General features: G+C 46.8%; 15 protein-coding genes. 2 read left to right on the top strand and 13 right to left on the bottom strand.

Going from position 1 to position 15,216, the window contains the following annotated elements:
- Positions 1-230: 230 nt before the first annotated feature.
- Both fabF and ACQCV8_RS13765 read right to left on the bottom strand, forming a co-directional pair.
- Complete coding sequence (gene fabF / locus ACQCV8_RS13770) at positions 231-1,469, bottom strand: beta-ketoacyl-ACP synthase II (RefSeq protein WP_426845260.1); 1,239 nt, start codon at positions 1,467-1,469, stop codon at positions 231-233.
- A 43-nt stretch (positions 1,470-1,512) separates the two neighbouring features.
- The gene (locus ACQCV8_RS13765; RefSeq protein WP_426845258.1) at positions 1,513-2,445 is read right to left on the bottom strand and encodes a beta-ketoacyl-ACP synthase III; all 933 of its coding nucleotides are present in this window, start codon (positions 2,443-2,445) and stop codon (positions 1,513-1,515) included.
- A gap of 258 nt (positions 2,446-2,703) precedes the next feature.
- Between ACQCV8_RS13765 and ACQCV8_RS13760 the strand changes: the two genes are divergently transcribed.
- Positions 2,704-2,955: a hypothetical protein gene (locus tag ACQCV8_RS13760; protein WP_426845256.1), complete on the top strand. Its 252-nt coding sequence runs from the start codon at positions 2,704-2,706 to the stop codon at positions 2,953-2,955.
- A 93-nt stretch (positions 2,956-3,048) separates the two neighbouring features.
- Here ACQCV8_RS13760 and ACQCV8_RS13755 read toward each other — a convergent pair whose 3' ends face one another.
- From ACQCV8_RS13755 to ACQCV8_RS13745, 3 genes are all read right to left on the bottom strand, one after another.
- Positions 3,049-3,234 carry a ComZ family protein gene (locus ACQCV8_RS13755; RefSeq protein ID WP_426845255.1) on the bottom strand — a complete coding sequence of 62 codons (186 nt, stop codon included), beginning with the start codon at positions 3,232-3,234 and terminating at the stop codon, positions 3,049-3,051.
- 88 nt (positions 3,235-3,322) lie between these two features.
- Complete coding sequence (locus tag ACQCV8_RS13750) at positions 3,323-3,946, bottom strand: hypothetical protein (RefSeq protein ID WP_426845253.1); 624 nt, start codon at positions 3,944-3,946, stop codon at positions 3,323-3,325.
- Between the two features lie 55 nt (positions 3,947-4,001).
- Positions 4,002-4,736 (bottom strand): hypothetical protein, encoded by a 735-nt coding sequence (locus ACQCV8_RS13745; protein ID WP_426845251.1) that lies wholly within the window; start codon positions 4,734-4,736, stop codon positions 4,002-4,004.
- A 212-nt stretch (positions 4,737-4,948) separates the two neighbouring features.
- On the opposite strand from ACQCV8_RS13745, the gene ACQCV8_RS13740 reads away from it, so the two are divergent.
- Entirely contained in the window at positions 4,949-5,134 is a 186-nt protein-coding gene (locus tag ACQCV8_RS13740) for a YjzD family protein (RefSeq protein ID WP_426845249.1), read from the top strand.
- 132 nt (positions 5,135-5,266) lie between these two features.
- Here ACQCV8_RS13740 and ACQCV8_RS13735 read toward each other — a convergent pair whose 3' ends face one another.
- From ACQCV8_RS13735 to argC, 8 genes are all read right to left on the bottom strand, one after another.
- The gene (locus tag ACQCV8_RS13735; protein WP_426845247.1) at positions 5,267-5,446 is read right to left on the bottom strand and encodes a YjzC family protein; all 180 of its coding nucleotides are present in this window, start codon (positions 5,444-5,446) and stop codon (positions 5,267-5,269) included.
- A 149-nt stretch (positions 5,447-5,595) separates the two neighbouring features.
- Positions 5,596-6,540 (bottom strand): ornithine carbamoyltransferase, encoded by a 945-nt coding sequence (argF, locus tag ACQCV8_RS13730; protein ID WP_426845245.1) that lies wholly within the window; start codon positions 6,538-6,540, stop codon positions 5,596-5,598.
- Positions 6,528-9,530 (bottom strand): carbamoyl phosphate synthase large subunit, encoded by a 3,003-nt coding sequence (locus ACQCV8_RS13725; RefSeq protein ID WP_426845243.1) that lies wholly within the window; start codon positions 9,528-9,530, stop codon positions 6,528-6,530. Before ACQCV8_RS13725 ends, argF begins: the two co-directional genes overlap by 13 nt.
- On the bottom strand, positions 9,523-10,575 hold the full coding sequence (locus ACQCV8_RS13720; protein ID WP_426845241.1) for a carbamoyl phosphate synthase small subunit: 1,053 nt from the start codon (positions 10,573-10,575) through the stop codon (positions 9,523-9,525). Before ACQCV8_RS13720 ends, ACQCV8_RS13725 begins: the two co-directional genes overlap by 8 nt.
- Before the next feature lie 69 nt (positions 10,576-10,644).
- On the bottom strand, positions 10,645-11,799 hold the full coding sequence (locus ACQCV8_RS13715; protein WP_426845239.1) for an acetylornithine transaminase: 1,155 nt from the start codon (positions 11,797-11,799) through the stop codon (positions 10,645-10,647).
- Positions 11,796-12,575: an acetylglutamate kinase gene (gene argB, locus ACQCV8_RS13710; RefSeq protein WP_426845237.1), complete on the bottom strand. Its 780-nt coding sequence runs from the start codon at positions 12,573-12,575 to the stop codon at positions 11,796-11,798. The genes ACQCV8_RS13715 and argB overlap by 4 nt, the downstream gene beginning before the upstream one ends.
- A gap of 13 nt (positions 12,576-12,588) precedes the next feature.
- Positions 12,589-13,806, bottom strand: coding sequence for a bifunctional ornithine acetyltransferase/N-acetylglutamate synthase (argJ, locus tag ACQCV8_RS13705; protein WP_426845326.1), 1,218 nt, complete (start codon positions 13,804-13,806; stop codon positions 12,589-12,591).
- A gap of 34 nt (positions 13,807-13,840) precedes the next feature.
- Positions 13,841-14,869 carry an N-acetyl-gamma-glutamyl-phosphate reductase gene (gene argC, locus ACQCV8_RS13700; protein ID WP_426845235.1) on the bottom strand — a complete coding sequence of 343 codons (1,029 nt, stop codon included), beginning with the start codon at positions 14,867-14,869 and terminating at the stop codon, positions 13,841-13,843.
- Positions 14,870-15,216 lie beyond the last annotated feature (347 nt).

The following is a 15,216-nucleotide window of genomic DNA, read 5'->3' as shown; positions in this document are numbered from 1 at the left end:
GGCGGAAAAGGTGCCGGAGCTTTAGTGCGGCAGCGAAAGCGGGGCCAGGCACGGGGCCAGTCCCCACTTGCTTCACCGCAGGCGGGGTCAGAGACCTATGTTCCTGAAGCCTTGAACAGCAAGGAATTGGAGAGATCGTGCCAGAGCTTTATCGCTTTACCAGAGTGAGGGTCAGGCACCTCCCAGCCCACTAAATAAAACCGCCGATTCAAAAGAATCGGCGGTTATGGTTATTGATATTTCTTAAAAAGCAGGGTCGCGTTATGTCCTCCGAAGCCCAGTGAGTTGCTTAAAACAACGTTGACTTCTTTCTTGCGCGCTTCGTTCGGAACATAGTCCAAATCACATTCCGGGTCCGGATTGTCCAGATTAATGGTAGGAGGAATGATTCCTTCCTTAATCGCAAGCACGGAGAATATGGCTTCGATTCCGCCAGCAGCTCCGAGCAAGTGTCCCGTCATGGACTTTGTTGAACTGATGGCCAGTTTTTGCGCATGATCGCCGAAAACTTCCTTAATGGCGAGCGTTTCGAATTTATCGTTGTATTGTGTGCTTGTGCCATGCGCATTGATATAGTCGACATCTTCCGGCTTGAGGCTTGCGGTTTCAATCGCCTGTTTCATCGCTCGTACGCCGCCTTCCCCGCCTGGAGCAGGTGCTGTAATATGGTAGGCATCGCCTGTTGCCCCATAGCCTACGACTTCCGCGTATATATTTGCTCCTCGGGCCAGAGCGTGTTCAAGCTCTTCCAGAACAAGAATACCAGCACCTTCACCCATTACGAATCCATCACGGTCCGCATCAAATGGACGGCTTGCTTTGGCTGGATCGGGATTGGTTGACAGAGCTTTACTTGAGCTGAATCCTGCAAAAGCCATCTGGGAAAGCGGAGCTTCTGCTCCTCCTGAAATCATAACATCCGCATCACCGCGTTCAATGACCCGGTAGGCGTCCCCAATGGAGTTTGTTCCTGTAGCACATGCTGTAACCGTACAGGCATTAAATCCTTTTGCTCCAAGTGCAATGGAAACCTGTCCAGCTGCCATATCTGGAATCATCATCGGAACAAAAAACGGGCTTACGCGCTTTGGCCCTTTTTCCATAAGGATCCGATGCTGCGTTTCGAATGTTTCCATGCCCCCGATTCCGGAGCCAACCCATACCCCGACACGCGGTGCGTTCTCGTCTGTAATTTCAAGCTTTGCATCTTCAACTGCCATAAAGGAAGCCGCTACTGCATATTGAGTAAACCGGTCCATTTTCCGCGCTTCTTTTTTATCCATATACTGCTCAGGATCAAAATCCGTAATTTCCCCGGCAACTTTTGCAGGATAGTCATCCGGATTAACCCGGGTGAGCGGCTTAATTCCTGATATTCCTTTTATTGCATTGGCCCAGGAAGTTTCTGCATCCAAACCTAAAGGACTGACAGCTCCCAGTCCTGTAACCACGACTCTTTTCTTTTCCATCTCCAAGACACCTCATCTTTTTTGATTAGAATAGATTAACGAACTACCGTCCCCATCTCATGGCAATGGCGCCCCATGTCAGGCCTCCGCCAAATCCTACCATAACAAGCAGATCTCCGTCTTTTATTTTACCAGCTTCCAGCTCTTCTACAATGCTTAATGGAATAGAAGCAGCTGATGTATTTCCAAACTTGTTGACCGTTTTAGACATTTTTTCAGGAGGCAGATCCAGCCGCTCCCTCGCCGCCTCCATAATGCGGATGTTCGCCTGGTGCGGGACAAGAAAATCCACATCATCCTTGCCTAACCCTGCTTTTTCCAATACTTTCACGCTGGATTCACCCATTTGTCTGACCGCAAATTTAAATACTTCCCGTCCGTTCATGATGATAAATTCATCCTGATACAAATGCTTGGCACCGCTTCCGTCTGCACCAAGATCAAAGGAGAGAATTCCTTTTCCTTCTGATACAGGCCCTAAAACGGCAGCACCGGCGGCATCTCCAAAGAGGACGGCCGTGTTCCGGTCTTCCCAATCGGTAATTTTAGATAACTTTTCAACACCTACAACAAGTATATTTTTATAAACTCCGGTTTCAACAAACTGCTTACCTGTTACAAGGCCATACATGAATCCTGCACAGGCAGCACTGATATCCATCGCAGGAATTTGTCTTGCGCCGAGCCTCTCCTGAATGCGGCAGGCTACGGAAGGGAAAGGCCGGTCCGGAGTAACCGTAGCGACAAGAATCATATCCAGTTCCTGTGCTGAAATCCCTGCGTGCTCCAATGCTTTTTCTGCGGCCATAAACGCCATGTCAGATGTATCAATGTCATCGCTTGCTATGCGTCTTTCTTCAATTCCAGTACGGGTACGGATCCATTCGTCTGACGTATCCATCCGTTTCTCAAGATCATGATTAGTAATCACATTTTCAGGGATATACCGGCCAATTCCGATAATTCCAGCATTCATATGTGCAGCCCCTTTATTATTAGTTTTTTGCCTAACTGGACTCTTGTCCGCCGATTTGCGTTTTTTATGCAGGATCAGCATCTGCTCTGTGAGCTCAATCGGCCAATCTAATTTTTAACATCAAATATTATGACTTGGTCCTAATTTTAGCGTATCTTTCTTTTTTTTTCAATCATTCTGTTGCAATCGTCCATTCACATTTACCTTGTTTACATAGACTGGTATCATCAGAACCGGAAGTTCAGGCAGGTGAAAAAAATGGCTAATCCTCAAAAAAACAGGTTTGATCAGCTCATGTTCGGCGGCCGTCAGGACCAGGCAAAGCAAAAAGAAGATTCTCCGGAACAAATGACAGAAGCCAAGACGGAAGAAACGGACGCCGGCGATGCCGATTATATGACCATCATGATGCAGGTAAGTGATATTATGGGTTCACTAAAAGATATGAAGCCCATGCTTAAAAACCTTAGTCCGATGCTCGACTTAATCAAAAAGAAACTGAACGATTAATGCCCCTTGGCTAAGCGGGTGGGCGGAAGGCTGCATGAAAGGCATTTGCAGCGCGGAAAAAGGCTTGATCCTCTATGGAATCAAGCCTTTCCTTTATTCTGCTGAATCCTTCTTGCCCATTTCATAGGCTTCGGCCATTACTTTATTGAAAAGCCCAAGCAACGGCTGAACATGTTCCATTGACAGCTCAAGTCCAAGCCCATCCAGCTGCTGTTTAGCCTCTGGAAAATACTTCATTGCAATCTGCATGAATTCCATTTGTTTTGGGTGCTGTTCCATTGATCTGTCTCCTTCGGCTATAAAGATTCCCGCTTGTCCAGCGGATGCCCTATTACTATATGATGAAATCCTGAATCAGACAAGCGCTTTAGGAGCCGTACAAAAATGGGTAAAGCTCCATATGCGTTTGAAGCTGTTCAAGTCCTTTTTCGAGAGAAGTCTTCTGTGTGAGCGGGTACTGGTTATCTGCCCTTACTCCATTTCCCGGGAGATAATAGGATTGTCCCTTGGTCCCTTCCCCGAACGCTATATCGATAACCGCTGCTGCTGCATCCTCTATAAATAAACCCGGGTCATCGTGAAAAGGAGGAAACGTAAAATCAGATGCTGCCCAGCGATTCAGTTCTTCAGTGGCAGGCTGCCAAGGGCCGTAAAGCGAGCCAAGGTAGATCAGGGTTTCGTTTTCTCCAGCCGCTCTTTCCCCATTGGTTAAAATCATGCTGATTACATGCAAGGCTTCAACCTCAATAACTTTTTCCGGATGATTAAAGACAACCCCGCATTCCTTTAGATTGGGGTGGTCCTCCCTGCAAACCGGTGTAAAGAGAGCATTCCTTCCGATGGTAAGCCACTTTTCCTCCATCGTCCGTTTTTCATGCTTATTCCCTGGCTGATCAAAAACAGCTTTTACCGGGACCCCTCTTTCCACCAGCTTTCCGCATAATGCAAATCCAAGAAACGTCTGCGCTCCTAAAACAGCTGCCTGCTTCATGGTATTCCTCCTTGAGAAGTCATTATCTTACCTTATGCCTCAAGTGCCGGTTCGGTTAAAGGTTTTTCTGGTGCAAAGTAAAAAATTTGATGACAGATTGATGAATCCGGTACGGCTGTTCCCCAAGGTGCAGGATCAATTCAATCGGAGAGCCCTGCTGTTTGCGCAACTCTTCAAAAACCTTGCTATGCTTTTGATATGGAAATGGCGTACCGCTCATCCTGTCCCATATTTTCACAGGCACTCTGGATTCTGATGGATGCAAACTTCTTAAAGGAATCGATTCTAATTCTTTTTCTTCCACCTCATAGGCTGCTGCAATCTCCCTTGTAAGGCGTTTATAGAAAAGCTTATTGTTTTTTTCATCCCGGTAATAGCCTTGCAGGTCCAGGCAAGGGTTGAAAAGACCGATGGACCGGATCCGTTCGGGACATCTTTGCATCAGATCCATTGCTGCCAGAGCCCCGGTCCCCTCTGCCAGAATATGAACTTTATCATTTAAAATTTCTTTTTTCGGCAGCAGATGCAGCAATTTCTCTGCCAGGTTTCCCGCTTTAGGTGATCCCCAATGGCTGCCATGCAGATTAGATTGAATAATGGTAAAGCCGGCTTTTCTTAATGCGGCGAGCAGCTGTTTACGCCCAAGATGCTGCATCCAAAAGCTGGAATCGCTATCCACAAAATGATTTTTATCACCCAAAAGGAAGACGCCAAAACCATTAGGCTGGTATGGAGTATGAATGACTGTCCATTCCGATTCAAATTGAAAAAAGCGATCATAGATTTCCATGCTGCTCACCGCCTATCTGTTTTAGAATTGTGTCCGCAATATCTTATGAAATAAAAAAACAATTAGTATGGGAAGGAGCCTATTCTCTATTAAGGAAATTCGATGGGAAATCGACAAATCCTTGTCACAAATGTTTTCATCCGGTATCTTTATTGTATAAAATATGTGTGGTATGATAAATTGAGAATTGTGTGCAAATGGAGGGGAAAAATTTGCGTTTTTTTTGGACGTTTTTCTGGTCGTTCTTGCTCGTACATATGCTTACTTATGTAACGTCTTCCATGGTAGGAAGCGCTTACGACTTTATGACAGCTACCATTCTGTCTATAGGAGCAGCTATCTTAATTAACGCCATTGCTGCTTTTATTCCAGACGAGCCTGTCAGCAGCCATCATTAATGTAAAGAAAAGCGCCTTTCATTATTGAAGGAAGAGCTGCAGCATTTCAACACAAAAAAGACCTTCCTGCTGAAGGTCTTTTTTTGCTGAAGTTAAGCTTTCAATCTAAGCGGCAGCCTTCACCTGAGAGGTTCACGGCTTCCTTTTATACGTCCATTGGCGGTTATGGTTCGAAGTTTCAGGAAAGTGGCCGCCAGCCTTAAGCTTAATTTGCTTCGGATTCATAACATTATCTCCTGTTTCTCCAACCTCTACATAAACACCATTATTCGGCGCTTTCTGCCCTTCGCGAAATCGGTGCTGCTGACCCATGGAAAAACCCTCCTCGAAATGAAACGTCCATCAGACAGGTACTTCTCTCTGATGTCTGGTTGCTTAGTGAACAATTGGACTTCATCCCGGCCGATTTTCTGCGGCTTGCTTTTAAAGCGGGATAAAGGTTCATGTTTAGTATATCCGGTTTAGGCGAGAATCATTTTTAAAAGCGCTTTTTGGACATGCAGACGGTTTTCCGCCTGCTGAAAAACAGCCGAATTCGGTCCATCGATGACTGCAGCAGTCACCTCTTCCCCCCGGTGTGCGGGCAAGCAATGAAGGAAATGGGCATCCGGCTTCGCGTTCTTCATCAAAGCTTCATTCACCTGGAAACCTTCGAAGGCTTTTAGACGGTTCAACACTTCTTCCTCCTGCCCCATACTCGTCCAGACATCTGAATAAATGATATCTGCCTCGGCAGCAGCCTCCTCCGGAGAGTTTGTAAGAACAAGCTTGGCTCCAGAATGACGGGCTGTTTTCTGTGCATTTTTTATTATGGCCTCATCTGCACCATACCCCTCAGGTGAGGCCAGAGCAAAGTCCATTCCCATTTTGGCGCAGGCTATCATGAGGGAGTGTGCTACGTTGTTGCCATCTCCCATATATGCGGCTTTTTTTCCTTTAAATGTCCCTTTCAGCTCTTTAATTGTTAATAGATCCGCGAGCGCCTGGCACGGATGAAATTGGTCCGTTAAGCCGTTAATAACGGGTACGTTAGAATGGAAGGCCAGCTCTTCGGCTTTTTTATGTTCAAATGTGCGAATCAAGATGGCATCTGCATAGGCGGATAATACCTTTGCTGTATCCTCGATCGATTCCCCTCTCCCAAGCTGCAGATCGCGGCTGCTTAAAAATAAGGCGTGCCCCCCGAGCTGCAGCATCCCCGCCTCAAAGGACACCCGGGTTCTTGTAGAGGATTTTTCAAAAATCATGGCAAGCGTCTTTCCCGAAAGAGAGGTTTCAACCGGTGCTTTTTTCAAAGCTTCTGCTTCCTGAAGAAGATCGTGAATGACATCTCCATCCAGCTCCAGGAGTGACAGTAAACTGAGCCCTTTTATTGTGCGGCTGTTATTGGCTGTTACAGTGTGCATGTGCCCACGTCCTTTCCGCTAATAACGGGAACCGGCTCAGATGAAGCCGCCGATTGTCCTGTTAAAAAGGCCTTATACGTATCCTCATCCGTAATAACCTGCTGTCCATAGGCAATAGCTGTTTTTCGGATATGTTCCATTTTTGCGGGGCTGTATAAGATACAGGATGACAGCTGCCGGTCTTCAGGACTTTCAAAATCCAAGAGAAGCGGTTTGTCTTTTCCATCATCAAACACCTTTTTCAAAGCTTCCTCCAGATTTCCTCCTATACACATCCCTTCCCCAGTGGATTTCATTTCAGGTCCAAGATCAAGGCTTTGATCATGCAGAGCATGAACTGAAAAAACCGGGAACTTCACAGCAGTGAACGGGACAGTGCAATTTTGTTCTGCTATCGTTTCTCCAAGCAGCGCCTTCGTTGCCTCTTCAATAAGCGATGCTTGAACGACTTTGCTGACTGCAGGTACTGTCCTGCTTGCTCTGGGGTTTACTTCCAGGACATAAATCCTGTTTTCTTCAATGATAAATTGAATGTTCATGATTCCTTTATAGGAAAGATGCCGTGCGATCGCCGTTCCATAGTCACGTAATGCTGAAAGCTGAGTATTTGAAAAAGACTGCGCCGGGAGAATAGCCATACTGTCTCCTGAATGAACACCCGCCCGTTCAATATGTTCGATTATAAGCGGGATCCAAACGTTTTCTCCATCAGATACGAGATCAAGCTCCGCTTCTTTTCCTTGTACAAATTGATCAATAAGGATGGGGAAGGCTGCCTCGTCTGCCTTCTTAAGCAGCGCAGCCAGCTCTTTTTCATTTTCTGCCGCCGCCATCCCCTTGCCTCCAATTACATAGGAAGGCCTCAACAGCACAGGAAAGCCGATCGTCCCTGCTGCTGCTATCGCTTCTTCTGCAGTTTGCGCAGCCATCCCTTTTACCCTCGGAATGCCGCAGGAATCCAGCAGCCGGTAAAATGCCTCGCGATCCTCAAGCGTAAATAGCGTTTGGTGATCCGTGCCAAGCAGAGTTACCCCGGCTTCTTCCAGCTTTTGTGCAAGATTAATGGCCGTTTGCCCGCCAAATTGAACGATGACCGCATCTGCCTTCTCATGCTCTACGACATTCATCACATACTCAAAGGTTATGGGTTCGAAGTATAGACGGTCCGCGAGCTCATAGTCTGTACTGACCGTCTCGGGATTGCTGTTTATCATAATGGCTTCACACCCCGAGTTTTTCAAAGCTTTTATTCCATGTACAGCGCTGTAATCAAATTCGATGCCCTGGCCGATTCTGTTCGGACCAGAACCAATAATGACAATCCGTTTTTTCCCATTCTTCACAGGAACGTAATCCTGTTCTCCAAAATACACAGAATAAAAATAGTTCGTTCTTGCTTCAAATTCAGCTGCGCAAGTATCAACAATTTTGTATACCGCATGTATTCCCCATTGCATTCGCAGCTCTTTTATTTCGGTTTCATGCCGTCCTGATAAAAAGGCGATTGCGACATCAGAGAAGCCTTTTTCCTTCCAGGATGAAAGCTGTTTTTGATCCATATCAGGCGATAGCTTTATCTCCTGTTCAATCTTTAAGACCGACTGGATGACACCGAGAAAATAACGGTCAATTTTCGTTAGCTGATGAATAAATTCAATGCCCGCTCCTCTTCTCATTCTCTCCGCTGCTGCAAAGAAACGCCGGTCGTCTGCCTTGGCCATCAGGCTATCAAGTTTCTTATCCTCCAGCTTCATGATTTCAGGCATAAAAGCGCCCACCGTATCGAGTTCAAGAGAATCAAGTGCCTTTAAAAAACCTGCTTCCATATTCCTTGAAAGAGCCATCACTTCACCTGTCGCTTTCATTTTCGTTCCAAGCCTGCGGTCCAGATCTTTGAACTTATCAAAAGGCCATCTCGGGAACTTTACGGCGACATAATCAAGTGCCGGTTCGAAGCTTGCATAGGTTGTTTCAGTAAGCGGATTTTTTAATTCATCCAGCGTATAGCCGAGTGCGAGCTTTGCCGCGATCCTCGCGATGGGGTACCCGGTCGCTTTTGAGGCAAGGGCAGAGGATCGGCTGACACGCGGATTCACCTCAATGACAAAGTATTGCCTGCTGTTTGGATCCAGGGCAAATTGAATATTGCAGCCTCCAATGATTCCAAGTTCACCAATGATGCGCAGAGCTGAGGTCCGAAGCATTTGATGCTCCTTGTCGGTCAAAGTCTGGGATGGCGCGGCGACAATCGAGTCGCCAGTGTGAATGCCAACCGGATCGAAGTTTTCCATGCTGCAAATTGCAACCGACGTTCCGGCTGCATCACGCATCACCTCATATTCCACTTCCTTAAAGCCCGCGATACTTTTTTCAACTAAGCACTGCCGGATGGGGCTTGCTTCCAGGCCGTGACGAAGCATCTCCTTCAGCTCTTTTTCAGCAGAGGCAATGCCTCCCCCTTTTCCGCCTAGCGTATAAGCAGGCCGTATAATAATCGGATAACCGATCTCATCAGCAAAATCAAGGGCTTCTTCCGCATTACGGACAATCAGGCTTTCCGGAATTGGCTCCTTCATATCATGCATCAGTTTTCTGAAAAGGTCCCGGTCCTCTCCCTGTTTAATTGAAGCTGCAGGAGATCCGAGCAATTTTACACAGTGTGCTTCAAGGATTCCTTTTTCATCGAGTTCAAGAGCTAAATTCAGTCCTGTCTGTCCCCCAACCGAAGCAATCAGACCATCAGGCTTTTCTGTTTTAATGATTTTTTCAATTGAAGCAGCTGTCATAGGTTCAAAATAAACCGTATCTGCTACATCGGGGTCTGTCATAATCGTAGCGGGGTTATTATTAAGTAAAATGACTTCGCAGCCTTCTTCCTTTAATGCAAGGCATGCCTGGGTCCCAGAGTAATCAAATTCAGCGGCCTGGCCGATGATAATCGGTCCCGAACCGATTACCAGCACTTTTTTAATCTCAATATTCTTAGGCATAAATTGCAACGCTCCCCGTTTGGCTGATCATTGATGTGTATTCGTCAAATATCCATTCGCTCTCCTTTGGACCAGGATTGGCCTCAGGATGAAATTGGACAGTTAAAAGCTTATTATCCGGATGGAACAGCCCCTCAATGCTCCCGTCATTAATATTTTCAAAACGGACAGACAGCTCTTCACTGCCCGCTTTTCTTTTGACGACAAAACTGTGGTTCTGTGAGGTCATAAACACCTTTCCCTTCAGCCTGTCGACCACCGGATGATTAGCCCCCCTGTGCCCAAAGTCAAGCTTTTCGGTATCAAAACCATAGGCTAACGCAAGCAGCTGATGGCCAAGACATATGCCCATCACCGGAAATTCATCAGCGAGCTGTTTAATGAGCGGCAAATACCCAGCAAGCTGCTTCGGATCTCCGGGGCCATTTGAAAATACGATTCCACCTGGTTTGAGTTCACGAACCTTATCCAGCTTATGATAGGGTAAAACGGTAACCTGATGACCACGGTTAAGCAGAGCTATTAAAATGGATTTTTTCAGTCCAAAATCAACTAAAACGGTGTGAAGCTTTCCTTCTCCGTGGGTAACAGCTTCTCCCCCGTCATGGTCCGGCAGTTTTATTGGCGGAACGTTATCCACTGGATGGGCCGTAATTTTGGCGTTCATCGTACCTGAAGAACGGATCTCTTTTACAAGAAAACGGGTGTCCACATGATGGATAAAGGGGATGCCCCACTTTTTCAAATAAGCTTTAACACTGGATACCGCCTCATAATGGGAAAAATCCTCAGTGCACTCATAAAATACAGCCCCACTAATTTGAGGCTTTTTGCTCTCAAAGTCCTGCAGGTTGATTCCACAGTTCCCTATTAGGGGGTACGTAAATATGAGGATTTGATTCTGGTAGGAAGGATCGCTCAACACTTCCTGATAGCCCGTCATCCCTGTATAAAAAACAGCTTCTCCCTCTGCATCCAAATGCGTTCCGTCTTCAAGTTCCCCTTCCATCTGCAGACCGTTTTCAAGCTTGATATATCCCTTCATACGAATCACCTCCACTTTGTATATAAATTACTTATAATGTATGTTTATTCATAACTAGGTAAAAAAAATTTAAACCATGGTTTTAGAGCGAGTTCCCAGTACTTTTTTTATAATAGATGCAGCCTTCCTGCATTCTTCCTCCGTACAGTTGATTGGAGGAAGCAGCCGGATCACATGTTCACCTGCCGGCAGGACCAGCAAGCCATTGTCCCTCATTTCTTTAATCCGCTCGCCTGCCGGCTCTTTCCATACAATTCCAATCATCATTCCCCTTCCCCTGATCTCCTCAAGCATTGGATGCCCATCCAGCTCTTTTTCCAGAACACGTCTAAGGTATTCCCCCATATGGCGGACTTTTTCCAGAAAGCCATCACCTAATACCGTTTCCAGCACAGCTTTTACTGCGGCCATAGCAAGGTAATTCCCGCCGAATGTTGACCCGTGTGAGCCGGCCTGAAAACTGCTGATCAATTCTTTTGTACCTAGCATAGCCCCTACTGGAAAGCCGTTTCCAAGACCTTTCGCTGACGTGGCAATATCCGGTGATAACAGACCCTCATGAGCAAAAAGGGTACCGGTCCGGCCAATCCCAGTCTGAACTTCATCCACGATCAATAAGCAGCCCAATCTTTTACACGCTTCCCCGACTCTTTTTAAAAAAGCAGCCGTCCCCGGAATAACTCCCCCTTCCCCTTGAACGACTTCCAGCATAATTGCTGCATAATGATCTCCCTGTAATTCCATCAGAGCTTCTTCATCGTTATAAGGCAAATATTCAAAAGAAGGAAGCATCTCCCCAAAACCGCTCCTTACTTTCTCCTGCCCGGTCGCACCCATCGCTGCAAATGTGCGGCCATGAAAGGACTGCTTAAATGTAACGACCGTCCCTTTTCCCGTATGCTTTTTAGCAAGCTTGATCGCAGCTTCATTTGCTTCCGCGCCACTGTTGCAAAAAAAGACGGCATCCGCAAAGGAATTCTTCGTCAGCAGACTTGCAGCCTCTTCCTGGAGCTGGTTTCCGAAGAGATTCGATACATGCCAGACTTTTTCGAGCTGTTCAGATAAGGCTTTTTGAACAGGTCCAAATCGATGACCCAGGCTGCACACGGCAATCCCTGAAACAAAATCAAGGTACTCCTTGCCATTAGCATCTTTAACCCAGGCACCTTCAGCTTCTTCTATCGTGAGATCCCACCTTGCATATGTAGGGAATAAAGAGCTCATCCAGCAGCCGCCTCCTTTTTGTACTCTATTTTCGTTCCCTTGAATTGATTGTCCTCCAGAAATGCTTTTTTGCCGTTCACTATCATAACTTCTGTCAAATTTTCCGAAAGAGAACGGAGGCAGGCTTCCGCTTTAGGAATCATGCCGCCTGAAATAACCCCGTTATCAATTAAGGTATGGACCTGCTCAGCATCCATTTCCCTGATCAGCTTTCCCTCACGGAGAATGCCGTCCACATCCGTAACAAACAGCAATTTTTCCGCATTTAGCTGACGGGCTATGGACGCGGCGGCCGCATCAGCATTCACATTCAGCGGCTCAAAATCATCTGTGAAACCGAGGGGGGCAACAACTGGAAGGTAATCATTATTAAGAAGCAGTTCAACGAATTCTGTCTTCACCGCCGTGACTGTGCCCACCAGCCCCAGCTTTTCCTCATCCAGCAGCTCGGCGCAAAGAATTCCTGCATCCTGTCCCGAAAGACCAACCGCATTCAACCCCCTTTTTAAAAACTCTCCTGCCAGCTGCTTATTTAATTTCCCGGCAAGAATCATCTGAACAACGTCCATCACTTCCTTCGTGGTTTTTCGCTGGCCGTCAGTAAATTCCGTTTTTATATGCATCTGTTTCAATGCATTTGTAATATCAGGACCACCCCCATGAACAAGGACAACATTCCATCCGGCAGTTTTTAAATTCCGGATGGAGGAAAAAAAAGATTCAGACAGCTCGGAAATAATGCTTCCCCCGCATTTGATTACGATGGTTTGCTTCAACTCTATCCCTCCTTTACGTTCTGTAGCTCGCATTAATTCTGACGTAATCATACGTCAAATCGCAGCCCCAGGCGGTCGCTTCAGCATCGCCGGCAGCCAGGTTCACACGGATGACGATCGTTTGATTCTTCAAATAGCCAGCCGCCTCTTCTTCCTTGTAATGCTGGGGCTCTCCCTCACGGAAAAGACAATGCTCTCCCAGCCATACCTCCGTTTGCCCGGGATTCATTGCGGATCGGCTGTGTCCAAGTGCCCCAATAATGCGTCCCCAATTTGCATCCTCTCCGAAAACCGCTGTCTTCACAAGACTTGAACCAACGACTTTTTTAGCTGCCTCCCTTGCTTCCTGAACAGAAGCTCCTCCAGTGACTTGAACCTCAATCAGCTTCGTTGCGCCTTCCCCGTCCTTCGCAATTTGTTTAGCCAGCTCTTTGCAAACTTCCTTGAGCCCATCTTTAAAATGGTTCCACTCCTTGTGTTCCGGGGTAAGCGGAGCATTTCCTGCCAAACCATTTGCGAGAACCATGACCATATCATTGGTTGAGGTTTCCCCATCAACGGTAATCTGATTAAATGTAACATCCGTAACTTCACTCAAAGCCTCCTGAAGATGTTCCGCTTCAATAGCCGCATCCGTTGTGATAAACCCAAGCATTGTAGCCATATTTGGATGGATCATGCCGGACCCTTTAGCTGCCCCGCCGATCCAGACCTCTTTTCCATCAATGGAAAGCCTTGCCCCTGCATGCTTTACTCCCGTATCTGTCGTCAAAATAGAGCGTTCAAATGACTCACTGCCGTCCTCACAGCCGGAGGGATGCAGGAGAGTCATTCCACGAAGAACCTTCTCAATATCCAAACGCTCTCCAATAACCCCAGTTGAAGCAACAGCAGTCAGCTCCTCACGAATGCCGAATTGCTCAGCGCAGGCCCTCCGCATTTTATATGCATGCTCTATACCCTGATCCCCGGTACAGGCATTTGCATTCCCGCTATTCACAGCGATGGCCTGAATCTTCCGTCCTGCAGCCATGCTTTCCTGCGTAACCTTGAGGGGGGCTGCCTGAAAATGACTCTGCGTATAAACAGCCGCAGCACTTGCCGGGACCTCGCTCAAAATCACTCCCAAATCTTTTTTAGAGTACCTGAGGCCGCAGTGGACCCCATCGGCTTTAAACCCCTTAGGCGAAACGACTGTCCCATGTTTTTCGATTAGAACGGCCGCCTCCATTACATCTTCCACACTCAACACTCCCGCTGAATTTTTATGGATACATGGGCAAAAGCTTTAAACCGGTCTGCTCATCCCAGCCATTCATTATATTGAAATTCTGCACAGCCTGCCCCGCTGCACCCTTCATCAAATTATCGATAACAGATATAATGACCGCCCGCCCTGTCCGTTCATCAACTTTTACTCCTATGTCGCAAAAATTGGACCCAGCCACTTCCTTCGTCTGCGGATAGGTCCCCGGCCTCCGCACTCGAACAAAAGGAGCATCCTTATAGAAAGAATCATAGCTTTCGTACAATTCATCGGTCGTTATGGACTCTGTCATTTTTATATACATCGTTGCCATAATCCCTCTCGTCATCGGCACAAGATGCGGCGAAAAGCTGATAAGTGCCGGCTCATTCATCCACAGCCCAAGCTGCTGCTCAATCTCAGGGATGTGCTGATGCTCACCCGGCTTGTAAACTTTAAAATTCTCATTCAGCTCAGAATAATGCGTTCCAAGCCCCGCCTTTCTGCCGGCTCCCGAGACACCTGATTTAGCATCAATCACAATTGAACAAGGGTCAACTGCATGCTGCAGCACAAGCGGAGCCAAACCAAGAAGAGAGGCCGTCGGATAGCAGCCTGGATTAGAAAGAATCCTGCACGAAGAGATGCTCACCTTATTCAACTCGGATAAACCATACACAGCATCTTTTAGAAGGTCATCCGCTGCCGGTGGACGATGATACCACTCCTCATACTGTCTAGGATCCTTAAGCCTGAAATCCCCCGACAAATCCACAACCTTCATGCCTTTTTTCACAAGCTTCGGAGTTAATTCCGACGAAACACCAGGAGGCGCCGCTACAAACATGACATCGATTCCTTCCGCCTCCTCAACGTTAATCAAAGAGTCCTCCTGAATCCCGCTCAAATGAGGATAAACATCCGAATAAAGCTTCCCGCCTTGAGTCGATGTATATAGTATACATTTTTCTGTATAAGGATGATTCGCTAGCAATCTATAAAGCTCAACCCCCCCATAGCCAGTAGATCCTGTAATTCCTATATTCAAACTACCACCACCCTTATCCAAAATTAATTAGTTCCAATTATAAATACGCATATAAATAAAATCAACTGTATATTTATTATTTTTTTCGAGCTTTTTGACAGATTAGCTGCTAAACTCCTTTACAGCAGGGATGAGGCACTTTTTATTAAGTTGAGACAATTAGGATTTGGAGGGTGGGGTTATGGAGCGTTGTCTGACATTGGCGGGGAGAATGCGCGTTGTCTGACATTCTTGTCTGACATTGGACGGGGGGAATGCGCGTTGTCTGACATTCTTGTCTGACATTGGGCGGGGTTAAGCGTGTTGTCTGACATTCTTGTCTGACATTGGACGGGGGAATGCGTGTT

The organism is Metabacillus sp. 84, from assembly GCF_050107715.1.
Classification (GTDB): Bacteria; Bacillota; Bacilli; order Bacillales; family Bacillaceae; genus Metabacillus_B.
Note: the sequence above shows the minus strand (reverse complement) of the source record. Positions and strands in the feature narration are given on the sequence as shown.

Coding starts and splice junctions, on each gene's coding strand:
- fabF (WP_426845260.1), bottom strand. CDS start 1,469: ATGGAAAAGAAAAGAGTCGTGGTTACAGGACTGGGAGCTGTCAGTCCT.
- ACQCV8_RS13750 (WP_426845253.1), bottom strand. CDS start 3,946: ATGAAGCAGGCAGCTGTTTTAGGAGCGCAGACGTTTCTTGGATTTGCA.
- ACQCV8_RS13745 (WP_426845251.1), bottom strand. CDS start 4,736: ATGGAAATCTATGATCGCTTTTTTCAATTTGAATCGGAATGGACAGTC.
- argF (WP_426845245.1), bottom strand. CDS start 6,540: ATGCACACTGTAACAGCCAATAACAGCCGCACAATAAAAGGGCTCAGT.
- ACQCV8_RS13760 (WP_426845256.1), top strand. CDS start 2,704: ATGGCTAATCCTCAAAAAAACAGGTTTGATCAGCTCATGTTCGGCGGC.
- ACQCV8_RS13735 (WP_426845247.1), bottom strand. CDS start 5,446: ATGGGTCAGCAGCACCGATTTCGCGAAGGGCAGAAAGCGCCGAATAAT.
- ACQCV8_RS13755 (WP_426845255.1), bottom strand. CDS start 3,234: ATGGAACAGCACCCAAAACAAATGGAATTCATGCAGATTGCAATGAAG.
- argJ (WP_426845326.1), bottom strand. CDS start 13,806: ATGGAGGCGGCCGTTCTAATCGAAAAACATGGGACAGTCGTTTCGCCT.
- ACQCV8_RS13725 (WP_426845243.1), bottom strand. CDS start 9,530: ATGCCTAAGAATATTGAGATTAAAAAAGTGCTGGTAATCGGTTCGGGA.
- ACQCV8_RS13715 (WP_426845239.1), bottom strand. CDS start 11,799: ATGAGCTCTTTATTCCCTACATATGCAAGGTGGGATCTCACGATAGAA.
- ACQCV8_RS13765 (WP_426845258.1), bottom strand. CDS start 2,445: ATGAATGCTGGAATTATCGGAATTGGCCGGTATATCCCTGAAAATGTG.
- ACQCV8_RS13720 (WP_426845241.1), bottom strand. CDS start 10,575: ATGAAGGGATATATCAAGCTTGAAAACGGTCTGCAGATGGAAGGGGAA.